Annotated in this window: 11 protein-coding genes; 7 read left to right on the top strand and 4 right to left on the bottom strand. The window is 64.7% G+C overall.

Going from position 1 to position 15483, the window contains the following annotated elements; genetic code table 11:
• Positions 1 to 13: 13 nt before the first annotated feature.
• The 7 genes from ACDI39_RS04415 (at position 14) to ACDI39_RS04385 (ending at position 9589) form a co-directional block, all read left to right on the top strand.
• Complete coding sequence (locus ACDI39_RS04415) at positions 14 to 1591, top strand: arylsulfatase (protein ID WP_225787777.1); 1578 nt, start codon at positions 14 to 16, stop codon at positions 1589 to 1591.
• A gap of 166 nt (positions 1592 to 1757) precedes the next feature.
• The gene (locus ACDI39_RS04410; protein ID WP_253080549.1) at positions 1758 to 4232 is read left to right on the top strand and encodes a fused MFS/spermidine synthase; all 2475 of its coding nucleotides are present in this window, start codon (positions 1758 to 1760) and stop codon (positions 4230 to 4232) included.
• The gene (locus ACDI39_RS04405) at positions 4229 to 4819 is read left to right on the top strand and encodes a paraquat-inducible protein A (RefSeq protein WP_225787779.1); all 591 of its coding nucleotides are present in this window, start codon (positions 4229 to 4231) and stop codon (positions 4817 to 4819) included. Before ACDI39_RS04410 ends, ACDI39_RS04405 begins: the two co-directional genes overlap by 4 nt.
• A complete protein-coding gene (locus ACDI39_RS04400) occupies positions 4816 to 5442 on the top strand; it encodes a paraquat-inducible protein A (RefSeq protein ID WP_225787780.1) in 627 nt (208 codons plus the stop codon). The genes ACDI39_RS04405 and ACDI39_RS04400 overlap by 4 nt, the downstream gene beginning before the upstream one ends.
• Positions 5443 to 7077 carry a PqiB family protein gene (locus tag ACDI39_RS04395; protein ID WP_253090777.1) on the top strand — a complete coding sequence of 545 codons (1635 nt, stop codon included), beginning with the start codon at positions 5443 to 5445 and terminating at the stop codon, positions 7075 to 7077.
• An 18-nt stretch (positions 7078 to 7095) separates the two neighbouring features.
• On the top strand, positions 7096 to 7653 hold the full coding sequence (locus ACDI39_RS04390) for a PqiC family protein (protein WP_253090778.1): 558 nt from the start codon (positions 7096 to 7098) through the stop codon (positions 7651 to 7653).
• 28 nt (positions 7654 to 7681) lie between these two features.
• On the top strand, positions 7682 to 9589 hold the full coding sequence (locus ACDI39_RS04385) for a diguanylate cyclase domain-containing protein (protein ID WP_225787783.1): 1908 nt from the start codon (positions 7682 to 7684) through the stop codon (positions 9587 to 9589).
• 407 nt (positions 9590 to 9996) lie between these two features.
• Here ACDI39_RS04385 and ACDI39_RS04380 read toward each other — a convergent pair whose 3' ends face one another.
• The 4 genes from ACDI39_RS04380 to ACDI39_RS04365 all read right to left on the bottom strand — a co-directional run bounded on the left by ACDI39_RS04380 (position 9997) and on the right by ACDI39_RS04365 (position 15417).
• Entirely contained in the window at positions 9997 to 10350 is a 354-nt protein-coding gene (locus ACDI39_RS04380) for a hypothetical protein (protein WP_225787784.1), read from the bottom strand.
• 46 nt (positions 10351 to 10396) lie between these two features.
• The gene (locus ACDI39_RS04375; protein WP_486537757.1) at positions 10397 to 11794 is read right to left on the bottom strand and encodes a TULIP family P47-like protein; all 1398 of its coding nucleotides are present in this window, start codon (positions 11792 to 11794) and stop codon (positions 10397 to 10399) included.
• A 31-nt stretch (positions 11795 to 11825) separates the two neighbouring features.
• Positions 11826 to 14000, bottom strand: coding sequence for a TULIP family P47-like protein (locus tag ACDI39_RS04370; RefSeq protein ID WP_486537756.1), 2175 nt, complete (start codon positions 13998 to 14000; stop codon positions 11826 to 11828).
• A 64-nt stretch (positions 14001 to 14064) separates the two neighbouring features.
• Positions 14065 to 15417, bottom strand: coding sequence for a TULIP family P47-like protein (locus ACDI39_RS04365; RefSeq protein ID WP_225787787.1), 1353 nt, complete (start codon positions 15415 to 15417; stop codon positions 14065 to 14067).
• Between the last annotated feature and the right edge of the window lie 66 nt (positions 15418 to 15483).

Here is a 15483-nt window from a genome sequence, read left to right as displayed (position 1 = left end):
CGGAGAAGCACCAATGAAACGCACAGGAAGGTGGTTATCGCAGTTCGCACTGGCGGCGACGGCGATAGTGGGATGCTCGATGGCCACGGCCGCGGACAAGCCGAACATCCTGGTGATATTCGGCGATGACATCGGCCAGACCAATATCAGTGCGTATTCGCACGGAGTGGTCGGCTACAAGACGCCGAACATCGACCGTATCGCCAAGGAAGGGCTGATGTTCACCGACTACTACGCCGAGAACAGCTGCACGGCGGGGCGCTCTACCTTCATCACCGGCCAGTCTGCCTTGCGCACCGGGCTGTCCAAGGTCGGCATGCCGGGCGTCAAGGTCGGCCTGCAGGATCGCGACGTGACCATCGCCCAGGCGCTCAAGGCACTGGGGTACGCCACGGGTCAATTCGGCAAGAACCACCTGGGTGATCGGGACGAATACCTGCCGACCAACCACGGCTTCGATGAGTTCTTCGGCAACCTCTACCACCTCAACGCCGAGGAGGAGCCCGAGCGCCCGTATTGGCCCAAGGACCCCAACGACCCCTTCGTCAAGGCCGCTTCGCCGCGTGGGGTGATCCGCTCCACCGCCGACGGCAAGATCGAGGACACCGGCGCGCTGAACAGCAAGCGCATGGAAACCATCGATGACGATACCACCCAGGCGGCCATCAACTTCATCGACAAGCAGGCCAAGGCCGACAAACCGTTCTTCGTGTGGATGAACACCACACGCATGCATGCCTTCACCCATGTACGCGAGTCGATGCAAGGGCAGAGTGGCATGGTAGGCAACGAATATGCCGACGGCATGCTCGAACACGACGGTGACGTCGGCAAGCTGCTCAAGACGTTGGACGACCTGAAGCTTACCGACAACACCATCGTCGTCTACACCACCGACAACGGGCCGAACCAGTGGTCGTGGCCGGATGCGGCGACCACGCCGTTTCGCAACGAGAAGAACTCCAACTGGGAGGGCGCCTACCGGGTGCCGGCCATGGTGCGCTGGCCGGGCAAGATCAAGGCGGGCGAAGTGACCACCCAGATGTTCTCCGGCCTGGACTGGTTCCCTACCTTGTTGGCGGCAGCTGGCAGTGCGGACATCAAGGAACGCTTGCTCAAAGGGGCTGATGTCGGTGGCAAGAACTTCAAGGTGCACCTGGACGGCTATAACCAGCTGGACTTCCTGACAGGCAAGACCGACAAGAGCGCACGCGAGGAATTCTATTATTTCAGCGACGATGGAGACCTGGTCGCCATGCGCTTCAAGGACTGGAAGCTGGTGTTCTGCGAACAGCGCGCCCCGGGTGGTTTCAAGGTCTGGAGCGAGCCGTTCACATGCCTGCGGGTACCGAAGCTGTTCCATCTGCGCATGGATCCATATGAGCGGGCAGACGTGGTGTCGGACCAGTACTACGACTGGCTCGCCAAGAACGACTACCTGATTTTCGAGGGCACCCGCAGGGCTGCCGCCTTCCTGCAGACCTTCGTCGACTATCCCCCCAGCCAGCGTCCGGCGAGCTTCAGCATCGACCAGATCCGTGCCGACGTAGACCGGCAGATCGAGGCCAAGATGAAGCAAGGCGCCAAATAAGCGCCGACTGGAAGCGGACGCAGGCCAGCGCCTGCGCCCGTCCCCTGGCCTGCGGCAGTCTTCCTGGCGCAGGCCTCCTTTCGTTCGATAAGGCTTTGCCATGTCATCAGCCGCCAGTCAGTCCCGTTCGCGCCCCCGTCGCGCGGTAGTCCAGGCAACCTCGGCCATGGCACGTTCCCAGCTGTCGATCACCGCGTTGCTGATGTTCCTTTCCGGCGGTGCGGCCCTGGTCTACCAGGTGCTCTGGGTCAAACAACTGTCCTTGGTGGTGGGGGTGGAGGTGTATGCCGTCACCACGGCCATCAGTGCTTTTTTCGCCGGCCTGGCGCTGGGGGGCCTGGCGTTCGGTCGGTGGGCCGACCGTCTGCGCCGTCCGGTCCTGTTGTATGCCGGGCTGGAGGTGTTGGTCGCGGTCCTCGGGGTCGCCGCAACCCTGGGGCTTGGCGCTGCCGCGGGCCTCTTCGCCCGGCTGGAGGCCAGCCTGGGGCCGCTGGCCTGGGTGCTGCCTTTCGTGCTGGTCGGCCTGCCGGCGTTCTTCATGGGCGGTACCCTGCCAGTGCTGGTGCGCGCCCTGTCCCCGGTCGAGGGCGAGCTCGGCCGGGCAGGTGGCGGCCTGTATGCCGCCAATACCGCGGGCGCCATCGCCGGTACCCTGGCGGCGGCGTTCGTGCTGTTGCCAACGCTCGGTGTGCTGGCCAGTGCCTATGCCGCCGCATTGCTGAACGTGCTGGCTGCTGTCGCCGCGCTGTGGGTAGCCCGCGCGCCCGTCGAACCGGCACACCAGGCCACTGCGGCCACCACCGCACGCAGTGCCTCGGCACGCCTGGCCATCGGCCTGTATTGCCTGGCCGGCGGGGTGGCGCTGGGGTACGAAGTGATCTGGACGCAGTCGATCGTGCAGTTCATGAGCACGCGGGCCTTCGCCTTCGCCGTGGTGCTGGCCACCTATCTCTGCGGCCTCGTGCTCGGTAGCGCCTTGTATGCGCGGCATGCGGACCGTATTCGCGACCCCTGGGGCGTGTTCGGCCTGCTGATCGCCAGTGCGGGGCTGCTGGCGATTCTCCAGGTCGCCGGGCTGGGGCAGTGGCTGGTCGGCGCGCAGAGCCTGGCCGAGCGCTGGGTGCTGACCCTCGGTGGCAGCGAACTGGCGGGCATGTCCGCACGCTTCGCCGTCGCGGCGCTCAGCGTGGTGTTCCTGCCCACGACCTTGCTGGGCGCGGCGTTTCCCCTGGCCTTGCGCCTGGCGGTAGACAGTGCCCATGTCGGCCGCGATGTGGGGATCGTGGTTGCCCTCAACACCCTGGGTGGCATCCTTGGCGTGATGCTGACAGGGTTCCTGCTGGTACCAGGGCTGGGCCTGGTGCGTGGCCTGGCGTTGCTCGCCGTGCTGGCTGCCGCCATTGGCGGTGTGGCGGTATGGCGAGGGACGCAGGTCAGCCGCCGGATGCGCGTGGGGGTGCTGCTCGTCGGCATCGCGACCCTTGCCTGTGGCCTGTTGACGTCGCCCCGGCACCTGGCGCAATTGATGCCTGCCACCCGCAGCGGGCAACTGAGCTTCTATGAGGAGGGGCGGGGCGGCACGGTGGCGGTGGTACAGCAAGGCAAGGGGCAACGGCAGTTCAGCCGCCTGTACATCCAGGGCGTGTCCAATACCGGCGATGCCATGCCGTCGCTGCGCTACATGCGCCTGCAGGCGTTGCTGCCGTTGTTGATTCACCGCGGCGAGCCCCGCTCGGCGTTGGTCATCGGTTTCGGTACCGGCATCACCGCCGGTGCCATGCTGCGCTACCGCGACGTGCAGCACCCGGTGGTGGCCGAGTTGCTGCCCGAGGTGCTGAGGGCCGCACCACACTTTCGTGGGACCTTCGAGGCCATCGACGATCCACGCCTGGACATTCGCCTGCGCGACGGCCGCCGTGAGCTGCTGCGCAGCGAGGCCCGCTACGACATGATCACCCTGGAGCCGCCGCCACCTTCGGCTGCCGGGGTGGTCAACCTGTATTCGCGCGACTTCTACCGCTTGGCCGCCAGCCGCCTGAACGAGCATGGCGTGGTTGCCCAGTGGTTGCCGTTGCCGACACAGAACGACGAGGACAGCCGCTCGCTGGTGCGCAGCTTCATCGACGTGTTTCCCCATGCCTCGCTGTGGACCACGGAGTTTCACGAGATGCTGCTGGTGGGCTCCCTGCAGCCGTTGCAACTGGACGTAGCGCGCATCCAGGAGCGCTTTTCGCAGCCCGAGGTGGCTGCCGTGCTGGGCGAGGTGGGCATCGACTCGGCGGCCGCGCTGCTGGCGACCTGGATCACCGATCGCCAAGGGCTACAGACCTATGCCGGCGATGCACCGGCGGTAACGGATGACCAGCCACGCATCGAGTACGCCCCGTGGGTTCGTGCCAAGGAGATCACCCGGGTACTGCCCGAGCTGCTGGCATTGCGCCGTGAGCCGCCCTTGGTCAACGTGCAGCCGTCGTTTCGCGCCCAGGTCAACGCGCAATGGGCGAGCTTGCGGCGTTTCTACGGCGTGGGCCTGCACGCCTACCGTGGCGAGCGCCAGGCCTGGGCACGGGAGGTGAGGACCGTGGTTCGCGAGGATGGCAGCAACCCTTACTACCGCTGGTTCATCGGTGACCCGCGATGAAGCAGGACGTGATCATCTGCGAATACTGCGACGCGGTGTATCAGCGCACGCCGCTGGCTCGCCACCAGCGCGCCGTGTGCGTACGTTGCGCGGGCGTGCTGGAGCGCCATGGCGCCTTGTCCGTGCAGCAACGCCTGGCCCTGGGCGTGACCGGCGCGGTGCTCCTGGCGTTCGCCCATCTCTACCCGGTCATGACCATCAACATGCAGGGCCTGAGCAATAGCGCGACGCTCTGGGACTCGGTGCTGATCCTCAGCCGCGGCAGCATCACCCTCATCGCCCTGGTGGTGGCGCTGGCCATCATCATCGCGCCCGTGATGCAGGTGGGCTTGCTGATCTGGGTACTGGCCTTCGCCTTGCGCCAACGCCGCGCGCCGGCCTTTGCCTGGTGCATGCGGGGGCTGGAGGCGCTGCGGCCCTGGAGCATGCTGGAGGTCTGCCTGCTGGGCGCCCTGGTGGCCGTGATCAAGCTCGCGGGCCTGCTCGATGTGATCCCGGGCATCGGCCTGTTGGCCATGGCCGCGCTCAGCGTCCTGTTGATCTATATCGCCGGGCGCGACATCCGCCAGCTCTGGGAGCAGGTATGAGCGTGCCGCCCACCGCCGCCGAACTGAAGCTGTGCCTGTGCCATGGCTGCGGCCATGCCAGCGACCTGACCCGCCACCCGCATCGCTGCGAGCGCTGCGCCGCGCCCCTGCATGCGCGCAAGACACAGGCCGTCACCCGTACCTGGGCCTACCTGCTCACGGCGCTGGTGTTCTACATCCCGGCCAACCTGCTGCCGGTGATGCATACCGAGATGCTCGGCCAGGGCACCGACAGCACCATCGGTGGCGGTGTACTGGAGTTCTGGGAGAGCGGGGCCTGGGACATCGCCTTGATCATCTTCATCGCCAGCATCGGCGTGCCGGCGATCAAGTTCATCGCCTTGCTGATGTTGCTGGTCACGGTGCAGCGGCGCAGCGACTGGGCATGCCGGCAACGCACCAAGCTCTACCGCTTCGTGGAACTGATCGGCTACTGGTCGATGCTCGATGTGCTGGTGGTCGCGCTGGTCGCGGCCCTGGTGCAGATGCGCGAGCTGGGCACCATCGAACCACGGGCCGGCATCCTGTTCTTTGGCCTGGTCGTGGTGTTCACCATGCTCTCGGCCATGAGTTTCGACCCGCGTCTCATCTGGGACAGCGCTTCACACAAGGAGGACGCCTGAATGGTGCAAGACAGCGAGCGGCAACCGGCCGCGGCACAGGTGCAGAGCAGGCGCTGGAACGTGTCCCTGGTCTGGATCGTCCCGATCATCGCGCTGTTGATCGGCGCCTCCCTGGTGGTGCGCAGCTGGATGCAGGAAGGGCCGGTAATCACCATTTCCTTCAAGACGGGCGAGGGGCTGGTGGCGCACAAGACACAGGTCAAGTACCGCAGCGTGGTGATCGGCGAAGTGGCCTCGGTGGAACTGGCCGACGACAAGAAAAGCGTGCTGGCCACCGTGCGGCTGTCCAAGGAGGCCGAATCGTTCGCCACCGAGGGCGCCCAGTACTGGGTCGTCAGACCGCGCATCGGGGCGGGCGGTGTCACCGGTGTCGATACCTTGCTCTCGGGCAACTTCATCGGCGCCGATGCTGGCCAGTCCACGACGCCGGCCAAGGCGTTCACCGGGCTGGAGTCGCCACCGCCGATCACCTATGGCGAGAAGGGCAAGCGCTTCACGCTACATGCCCAGGACCTGGGTTCGCTCGACATCGGCTCGCCGATCTACTTTCGCAAGATCCCCGTCGGGCAGGTGGTGTCCTACGCCTTGCAGGAGGATGGCAAGGGGGTGGACATCGGCATCTTCATCGAAGCGCCCAACGATGCCTTCGTCACCCGCAACACGCGCTTCTGGAATGCCAGCGGGATCGACCTCGACCTCGGCGCCAATGGCTTGAGGGTCAATACCGAATCGCTGTCGTCGATCCTGGTCGGCGGGCTGGTCTTCGGTGAACCCGAGTCGGCCACCGGGGCTGCGCTGGCCGAAGACCAGCAGGCGTTCGAACTGTATGCCGATCGCGACAGCGCCCTGGCACCGCCTACGGGCAAGGCATTGCCGCTGCGCCTGCGCTTCGACCAGTCCATGCGCGGCCTGGCCGTTGGCGCGCCGGTGGAGTTCATGGGGGTGGCGTTCGGCAAGGTCACGGCGGTCGAGCTCGACTTCGACGAACAGAAACAGAGCTTCCCAGTCATGGTGGACGCGGTGGTCTACCCGCAGCGCCTGGGGCCTGTCTACCTGAAGATGTTCGGGGCGCTCAAGCGAGCGCCAGGGGACGAGGAGGCCGGCAGCCAGCTGATCGGCAGTTTTGTCGCGCATGGCCTACGGGCGCAGGCGCGCACGGGTAACCTGCTCACGGGCCAGCTGTATGTGTCCCTGGACTTCTACCCCGACGCACAGAAAGTCGCCTTCGATGCCTCGGCACGCCCCCTGTGGATTCCCACGGTGCCCGGCAGCCTGGACAAACTGCAGGAGCAACTGCAGCAGATGGTCGCGCGCCTGAGCAAACTGCCCATCGAACGCATCGCCAACGACCTGGACGGCAACCTGCGCGAGCTGAAGGCCAGCCTCAAGCAGTTCAACACGCAGACCTTGCCGGGTGTCAGCCAGACTCTGGAAGCGCTGCGTGGCACGTTGCAGACCGCCAATGCCGCGCTGTCGGAGGGGTCTCCGCAGCGCGAGAGAATGAACGACACCCTCAACGAACTGGAGCGCATGTCGCGTTCGCTGCGTGACCTGTCCGACTACCTGGGCAGGCACCCCGAATCGCTGATACGCGGGCGGCCCAAGGCCGTCGATGCCGATGGCCTGCGGCCTTGAACCAAGGAGTGAACCCCTATGCACAAGCTGGCAAAGCAGCTGTTGGCCGCCGGGCTGGTCGTGACCTTGCAAGGTTGCAGCAGCGCCCCCATCCACTACCACACCTTGGTGCCGGCGCAGCCTGCCGAGCGGCCGGCGGGCGTCGATATCGCGATCCAGCAGGTCACCCTGCCGCCCCAGGTCGATCGTTCGCAGCTGGTCATACGCCAGGGCGACAGTGGGCTGGTGATCCTAGAGACCGAATGGTGGGGGGCCAACCTGGTCGACGAGTTCCGCAGCGCCCTGCAGGACCAGCTAGGGACGCCGACCGGGGCGGGCGACCGGGCGAGCTTGCGCGTGGAGGTGCAGCGCTTCGACTCGATCCCGGGCCAGCACGCCTTGCTCGATGTGAGCTGGCGGCTGGGATATGGCACGCCGCACAGCCAGCTGTCCTGCCACAGCACCTTGCAAAGCAGGGCGGACAACAGCATCTCCGGGTTGGTCGCGGCGCATCAGGACAACCTGCGCAGGTTCGCCCGTATGGTCGCACAGGCCAGCGCCGCCGGCACGACGCGCTGCCCGGCGCCGGCCCTCTAGTGGCTGGCCTTTGCCGCTGGAGCGCTCGATGACGCTACGCAAGCGACTGTTCTGGCTTTTCGCACCACCGCTGGTGGTGGTCCTGCTGGTGATCCATGGGCTGGCGCACACGCTGATCCTGGGCCGTCTGGACCATGAGGATGAGCAACTGCTGGTGGCCGAAGCCACGCATATCCGGGCCTTGGTCGGCAACCTGCTCGAACGCGACCATGACCGCCTGCGTAATTTCGTGCTCTCCTTGGCGCCTTCGGCAGCGGCAGGCGACATCCTGCCGCTGCCCTCCGCGAGCTTGAGCCGGATGAACTTCGATTTCCTGCTCCACCTGGATACGGCAGGGCAGGTGAGCGCCGCCCAGTGGCAACCCGTGGCGGCCCTCGACCTGGCGACCTTGGGCACGGCACCTGTGCGCAACACGCAGGCCTTGCGCGACGATATCCTCGCCCTGGCGCAGCGCCTGGAGCGTGATGGGCCGGCCCGGCAAGTGCCGGGGCGGCTGGTTGCGGTACAAGGTGTACCGATGATCCTGGTCGGCATGCAGACGGCACCACCGGCCTCGGGTACCCTGCTCGCCGGCCACTTCCTCGACAGCGAACGCACCACGGCCTTGCAGCGGCAACTCGAAGGCGTCCTACGGCTGCTCGCGCCCGAGCGGACGCCCCCACACTGGGCCCCGCTCGAAGGGAACGAAGACATCGCCATCAGCCCGCGCCAGGTCCTCGATGCCGACCGGCAGCGCATCTTCCTGCAGTTCGACCGTCGTCCGGACGAACCGCAGCTGGTGCTGGAGCTGCCCCGCGAGCGGCACCTGTACGTCGAGGGGCGCAAGCAGATCGATCTTTTCCTCGGCCTGTCGGCGCTGGTCGCGCTGCTGGCCTGGCTGCTGACCTACCTGGGCCTGGACGTTGTCCTGCTGCGCCGCATCTCGAGGATGCACCAGGAGCTGCTGCACATCGGGCCTGAGTCCGCCGGCCGTCGCCTCAGCGATCGCGCCACGGATGAACTGGGCCTGCTCGGGCAAGAGACCAACCACATGCTCGATCGCCTGGAGCGCAGCGAAGCGCGGGACCGGGCGATCCTCCAGGCCATGCAGGAAGGCTATTTCGAACTGGATGGCCAAGGCCATTTCCTGGCCATCAACCCGGCCCTGGCCACGCTGCTCGGCCACTCGCCAGAAACCGTGATCGGCCAGCCGGCCAGCCAATGGCTGGAGACATGCACCGAACAACGGCTCGGCGCGCTGGTCGAGGCGCACTCGGCGGGGGACCCACCGCTGCTGCATGGGCGCCTGCACCGGGCCGACGGTAGCCTGGGGTACTACGAAACGCACGTCTCGCCCATCTTCGATGGCCAGGGCCGGCCCAGCGGCTATCGCGGCATCCTGCACGACGTCAGCGGCCATGTCGAATACCAGAACCAGCTCTTCGACCTGGCCTATCGCGATGCCCTGACCGGGCTCGGCAACCGCAAGGCCTTCTACGAGCACCTCACGCGCAACCTGGCCGACGGGAAGGGTAGCCTGGCGCTGCTGTTCATCGACCTGGACCGTTTCAAGCAGGTCAACGACCGCTTCGGGCACGATATCGGCGACAGCCTGCTGGTGCAGATGGCCAACCGCCTGCGCGAGGCCGTGCGCAAACCGGACCGTGCCTATCGCCTGGGCGGCGACGAGTTCACGCTGATCCTGCCCGGCACCGGCGCAAGCGATGCCCAGCGCCTTGCCGAGCGCCTGTTGCAGGTATTGGGGGCACCTGTGCAGATCGAGACGCAGACCATCGATTTCGTCACCCCGAGCATCGGCGTCGCGCTCCATCCCTTGCATGCCCGTGATCCCGACACCTTGGTCAAGGCGGCCGACCAGGCCATGTACCAAGCCAAGCGCCAGCGCAACCGGGTGTGCCTGTTCACGGCCGACGTCGAGCCCGAGCCCGGGCCGTGACAGGGCGCTCAGGACATCGCTGGAAACCGGGGCCGCTTCGCGTCCCATCGCCGGCAAGCCGGCTCCCACACAGGCTGTGTGAAAACCCTCCGAGCAATCGGGCTGTTCAAAAAACAACCTAAACATCGCGCTTCTACGCGTATTCAGGGTGAGTTGAGCAGCCAAGCTTTTCCAGATTTCGCGTAGAAGCGCGATCCTGAAAAAGCATTGGAGGTTTTCACACAGCCTGCACAGGTTGGCGGTGCTGACTGTCATGCAGAGACCGCTGTGAGAGGGGGGGCAGCCCATCGCCGGTTTGAGATTGCTTTAGAGCCGCTCCCAGGTTCACCGCAATGCTCAGGGACGGCGGCGAACCCTGTGGGAGCCGGCTTGCCGGCGATGGGGCGCGAAGCGGCCCCAATGGCATTTCACCTGTTCGCGAACAGCTTCGGCAACGCGGCGAGCTCGTCGAAGAACGTCTGCGGTAGGTCGGGAATTGCCTGTTTCAGCGCCCCGACGGGGTCCTCCATGAAATACTCCATGCGTGAGGCATCGCCCCCCAGCCAGGCGAAGAAGCGCTGTTCATTCGCGGTCATCGCCTGGATCAGGCGCTCTACCGTGCTCGCTGCCGCGGCGTCGGTTTCCGCGAGCTTGCGGATGAGCGGATGATTCGCCCCGGTTACCGGTGCCCGTGGCCCTCGGGAAGAGAAGGTGACGTAGTGCTCGCTTGCGGCGCTGTCTTTGAGGCGGTACCTCACGAAGTGGGTCGACTGGCTGGCCATGGCAGGCCTCCTGTTGTTCCGTGTGTGTCGGTGAGTGCCACGCGGGCTAGACGAACAGCGGATCACCGCCCAGTTGCAAGGATATGTTCGGATGGACGTAGTCGAGCTTGAACGAGCCGCTGCCCGTCCACTTGATCGGGTCGACGGCATTGACCATGAGCAGGTCCACGGCAGGGGAGGTGTCCTTGTTGACCGATTCGATGGCCGCCGTGGCGATTTGCGATGCCCCCAGCAACAGCCCGATCACCAGGCCGCCCAAGACGATCGATGCGCCGTCGGTGAGCGGGGCGCAGATCAGCGACACCAGACCGATGATGATCGACAGGATGATCTCGGTGACGATCACGCCAGGGTCCTGGTGGACAGCGTACTGCTGGTCCGTGGGTTGGGTCTGGATGAAGGTGATGGTCTGCCCATTGTTCGACGTTCCGAGGTCGAGGGTGTACCAGTTGGTGGCTGTCGTCTCTGAGGTCACGCCGAAGGTAATGTAGGTGCTGGTGGTACTGGTGACGGTGAACGTCTCGCCATCGGTCTCTACCGTGAGCGCGGTGAGCTTCGGGTAGTAGGTCGAGCCATCATGCGTGATCGGCGGCATGTCGACGGACACACCTTGCACCAGGTAGAGGCGGGTCTTGTCGTCGCTCATCAGGAAGTTGTCGTCGGTCAGCCCCGGGTAGGCGACCATGATCGCCGGGCGCACCAGGTCGTAGAGGGTGCGTTCCTGGGAGACCAGGAACCCGGCTTCACTGCCCCCGGGAATCGCCGACGGCGATATCTGTTCGCTCAGGGATTCACCGTTGCGGTCCCCGGTCATGGTGAGCACGCCCAGCACGCTGTCCTCGAGGGTGCTGCCGTCGAGGTAGGCGTAGCTGGTGTAGTTGGGTGTCACGAACCCCCATTGTTGCTGGTCGATCATCCGGTTGAGGTCGACCACCGAGAAGATGTGGTTGAACGCCCCCAGGTTGCCGTTGACCCAGTCCAGCAGCGCCTGGCCAAAGACGGCGCTGGTGACGGTGCCAGGGTCGGGCGACAGGGTGACCTGGCCGACCAGGGCGGCCACGGGTGTCGAGGGGTCGTCCGAGGTGGTTTTCACCACCAGCGCAACCGGGTTGGAGGGGACATCGCCCGCTGCATCATGGGGAATGTAATGAAGGTTGATCTCGATGACCGCCGTGCCCGTCTCGCAGGTCACACGCTGGCCGTTGCTGTAGTCGACCACGATCCCGGTCATGGGGATGGAAAAACGTACGTTCTTGCCATCCCCACCCCTGCAGATCTGCCAATCGCAGAAGTTCGCCGAGACCGTGTAGGCATCCGCCGCCGTGACCGTGAACCCGGGCGGTGACGACTTCTGGTCGACAATGGTCTGGTTGACGTCCGGAATCGGGATGGCGAAGGCGGTATCCCAATTGTAGGTGTAGACCCCCTCGTTGCTGGTCGTCATGACGCCTCTCCTGTTCCGTACGCCGTTGCCTTCACTTGGTTTTCAGGCCGATCTGCAGCGAGTCGGCCAGCCACGCCGAGGTCAGGTCATAGCCAGTGACGCCGGGGAAGGTATACGGCTCTATGGCATCGTTGGCGAACTCATCGAAGCCGGGCACATTGTCCCATTCGTTGTTGTACACCGCCGCCATGATCGCCGAGACGGCGATCTCGATACCGGAAGCGGCCGCCACGGCACCGGTGATGCCGCCAAACACCTTCCAGCGGGTGGAGTTGAAGGCATTCTTGATGCGGGTCATCCGGCCGGCGGTCTGCTCGGCGCCATTGGCCAGGGCATCCTTCTCGTTGGCGAGGTTCTGCTCCTCTGCTTCATCGCTGCCACTGAGCTCTTCGACGAAGGTGGTTTCGTTGATGACCGCGCTGCCTTCCTCGACGCTCTCGACCGTCACTTCCGCCGCACTGGCCAGGCCGTCGACGATCGGGCCGAGCACGGCGACCAGGGCCAGGCTGGCGGTGACCGCCCCCATCACGATCTCGAAGGTGATTTCCGCCTGGGTCTTGGTGACATCGACGGTCATGTTGCGCACCGATTGGGTGAAATTGAAGATCTGCTTGGTCGCCCCCGTCGACGTGGTGACCGTCTTCAGGCCCAGGTTGACCTGCTCGGTGTAGTTGATGTGCACGTCGTACTGCCAGCTTTGCGAATAGGTCAGGTCGATGAATTTGATCTCGAGGAAGCTGTGCTCCAGGTTCATCTCGAACTGCCCGGCGGCGATGGTGACCTGGGTCGCGGTATAGAACTCGAGCTGGCCGTCGTTGAGGTCGACGATGTACTCCGAGCCGTTGCCGCTGAGGAACCACTGGCTGCCGGCGACATTGACCTTGACGGTATCGCCGCGCAGGTCAGGGTTGTAGTAATAGCCACCTTCGCCATCGGAGTGCTTGAAGGCATCGACCAGCCCCTGGGGCAGCGAGCCGCTGTCCAGCTCGGCGGAGTAGCCGTTGTCGGCGGTGGTGGCGTCGGGGTCGTCCTCCATCTTGAAGTAGCCGTAGGTCAGCGCGTTGACGTTCTGGATGGACAGCCCATCGTTGAATATCGAGAAATCCTCGTCGCTGGCATCGTCGAACAGGATCTTGGCGCCGCCGAGCATCATGTTCTTCATGAAGTTCTGCCCGCTGATCAGCAACCCCACGTTGGCGCCGTTCGCATCGCTACCGGTGGGAATGGCATTGGGCGATACCTGGTGGTTCGCGCCGGGTCGGTTGTTCTGGACCATGGTCAGCACCCCCATCACCGAGCTGGTCATGGTCTGCTCGTCGATGACGGCATAGCTGGTGGCCGTCGGGTCGATCCAGGTGTAGCTGGGCGATTGATCGAGCTGGGGGGTGAGGTCGATGACCGAGAAAACGAAGTTGAAATAGCTGATGTTGCTGTTGAACCACTCGCTCAGCAGCTCAGGGAGCACCGCGTTGCCGATGCTGCCGGCATTTGGCGGATTCAGCACGTTCATCACCACGACAGCTGGCGTTGCACCGGCTTCCTTGCTCAGGGCGCGAAGCTGGGTGGCGAAGGACTTGGTGTACTGGTACACGGACAGGAACTGGTTCTGGTCCTTGTCCTGGCTGAAGAACAGGTAATAGAAGGTGTTGTCGGCGGCGGCGATCAACCAGGCGGCGCCCTGATGGACCGTCGAGAGCTTCGACTCGCTGGTAATGGTGACGCCGTTGGCGGCGAAGTCGGCAATGAGGGCCGCATCGACGATGTCGTTGTCGAGGTCGGCGACGATGGCCGCCACCCCGCTGTTGATCACGAAGGACTTCTGGTCGGGGTCGGGGATCCAGTCCATGTTGATCTGGATGATTGCACTCATGCCCAGCCCATCCAGCGGATAGCTGTTGGCGCCAGCCTGGTAGACACCGCTGGCGATCGGCACGCTCATGTTGATGTTCTTGCCGTCACCGCCGATGGTCAGCTGCCAGGGGTCGAGGCTGGCCCGGATCTGGTAGGACGGGTCGTCGCTGGCGGCCTGGGTGAGGGTCTTGGCGCGGCTGTCGACGCTGCCCCAGTTGTCGGTGAGGGCTGTGTTGGTGGTGTCGAAATGCAGGGCCACCACCGTATCCCAGTCGTAGGTATCGGCCGTTGGACGGGTGGCGATTTCTGATACGGGCACAGGGGCGAGCGATGTGTTGTCGGTGGGGGTGGCCATTGGCTGTTCCTCCTGGGTGGATCGATTTCCCGGCCTGCACACCCGCGCCGGGCACCTGGAACGCTCAGGAAAGGTTTCCACGGAAGTAGAGGGCACCGTCGAGCCCACCGTCGGTCAGGGCGAACGATTGACCGTTGGCCTGCCAGTCGAGCAGGTCGGTGACGTTGACCGCATGGTTGCCGAGGGTGGATTGCACCGCGCCATTGATGTTCGACATGCCGACGTCGTTGACCTGGTCGCCGAAGCCGTTGACGGCGTCGGTGATGTCGGCGATCAGGCCGACCAGCGTCAGGCCCAGCCCCACCAGGATGATGTAGTCGTACCAGGGGATGTCCTGATCGTGGGTGGTCGTCGGGTTCGGGTCTTGCCGGAAGGTCATGCTGCCGCTTGCAACGTCCAGCGACAGTGGGTTGACCGTATGGGCACTCCAGCTGTAGGAGGCATCGGGGAGGTCGGCCAGGCCGAACAGGAAGGTCAGGGGGCCGCCGCCTGCGGAGGAGGTCTGCAATCCGTCCCCGGCATCGGAGGGCCATAGGGAGAAGCTGTTGGTGTTGATCGCGTCGCCACCAACCTGAACGGTGAAGGCGCCACTGTTGGAAATCAGCGAATGCTGGTTCGATTGGCTGACGGAAAAGGTCCCACCCGGGAAGGTGGCCTGGACACCAGGCAATAGCGTGTTCTTGAAAAAGGCGCTCTGCGAGATGAGGGCCACGGCGTTGGCGCCCGGCACCAGGGCCGTCGAATCGAAGGCGGGTGTGGGTGGGAACGGTGAGTCGTCGAGCATGGACAGGAAGCAGAGTGCCTCGATGTTGCCCGAGGCGATGTAGTACTGCCACTTGTACGGGCGCAGCCAGGTCGTCGCGCCGGCAGGCACCGGGACGACGCCGGCGAATACATACTGCAGGTTGCCCCGGTTCTCGTAGAAGGCCGCCTGGATGATCTGCTTGAGCATACCGATGGCGGCACTGGTCAAGGTGCCGGAAGGGTCGGTGACCGTCAGTATCGCAACGTAGCCGGGATCGTTGGGCGTCGCGTCTTGGGTGGGCGAGAACACCAACTGGGTCAGTGACCCTTCACCGTCGAGTGCCTGCTGGTTGCCGGGGCCCATCCAGCCCAGCGTTATCTCCAGCAGCAGGGAGACACCGGCCATGTTCCATTCGCCGTTGACACCGGGGAGATTGGAGATGCTCAGGCTGCCATCCTTGATGGGCACGTTGAGCTTCATCAGGCTGTTCTGGCCGCCGTCGGCCATGCTCCATACATCCAGGTGGACATCGAGCGTGGTGATGGCCCCGGTCATGGGGTCGTGGTCGGTGTAGGCGACGGGCATCGCGACGGATGCCAGGTTCCTGCGTAGGATGTCGTTGACTTTGTCCTGGCTCAACGCATAGGAATAATCATATTGATAGGTGTCCATAAGAGCATCCCTGTCTCTCCTGTTCCTTGTTGTTTCGCCCACTCGCTGAATAACAGCGAGTGGTAT

It is taken from the genome of Pseudomonas sp. Tun-23181 (assembly GCF_057415455.1).
Note: the sequence above shows the minus strand (reverse complement) of the source record. Positions and strands in the feature narration are given on the sequence as shown.

What these genes read in the sequence shown, in the direction of transcription:
- ACDI39_RS04400 (WP_225787780.1), top strand. Translation starts at nt 4,816, where the DNA reads ATGAGCGTGCCGCCCACCGCCGCCGAACTGAAGCTGTGCCTGTGCCAT.
- ACDI39_RS04375 (WP_486537757.1), bottom strand. Translation starts at nt 11,794, where the DNA reads ATGACGACCAGCAACGAGGGGGTCTACACCTACAATTGGGATACCGCC.
- ACDI39_RS04365 (WP_225787787.1), bottom strand. Translation starts at nt 15,417, where the DNA reads ATGGACACCTATCAATATGATTATTCCTATGCGTTGAGCCAGGACAAA.
- ACDI39_RS04405 (WP_225787779.1), top strand. Translation starts at nt 4,229, where the DNA reads ATGAAGCAGGACGTGATCATCTGCGAATACTGCGACGCGGTGTATCAG.
- ACDI39_RS04380 (WP_225787784.1), bottom strand. Translation starts at nt 10,350, where the DNA reads ATGGCCAGCCAGTCGACCCACTTCGTGAGGTACCGCCTCAAAGACAGC.
- ACDI39_RS04410 (WP_253080549.1), top strand. Translation starts at nt 1,758, where the DNA reads ATGGCACGTTCCCAGCTGTCGATCACCGCGTTGCTGATGTTCCTTTCC.
- ACDI39_RS04370 (WP_486537756.1), bottom strand. Translation starts at nt 14,000, where the DNA reads ATGGCCACCCCCACCGACAACACATCGCTCGCCCCTGTGCCCGTATCA.
- ACDI39_RS04415 (WP_225787777.1), top strand. Translation starts at nt 14, where the DNA reads ATGAAACGCACAGGAAGGTGGTTATCGCAGTTCGCACTGGCGGCGACG.
- ACDI39_RS04395 (WP_253090777.1), top strand. Translation starts at nt 5,443, where the DNA reads ATGGTGCAAGACAGCGAGCGGCAACCGGCCGCGGCACAGGTGCAGAGC.
- ACDI39_RS04385 (WP_225787783.1), top strand. Translation starts at nt 7,682, where the DNA reads ATGACGCTACGCAAGCGACTGTTCTGGCTTTTCGCACCACCGCTGGTG.
- ACDI39_RS04390 (WP_253090778.1), top strand. Translation starts at nt 7,096, where the DNA reads ATGCACAAGCTGGCAAAGCAGCTGTTGGCCGCCGGGCTGGTCGTGACC.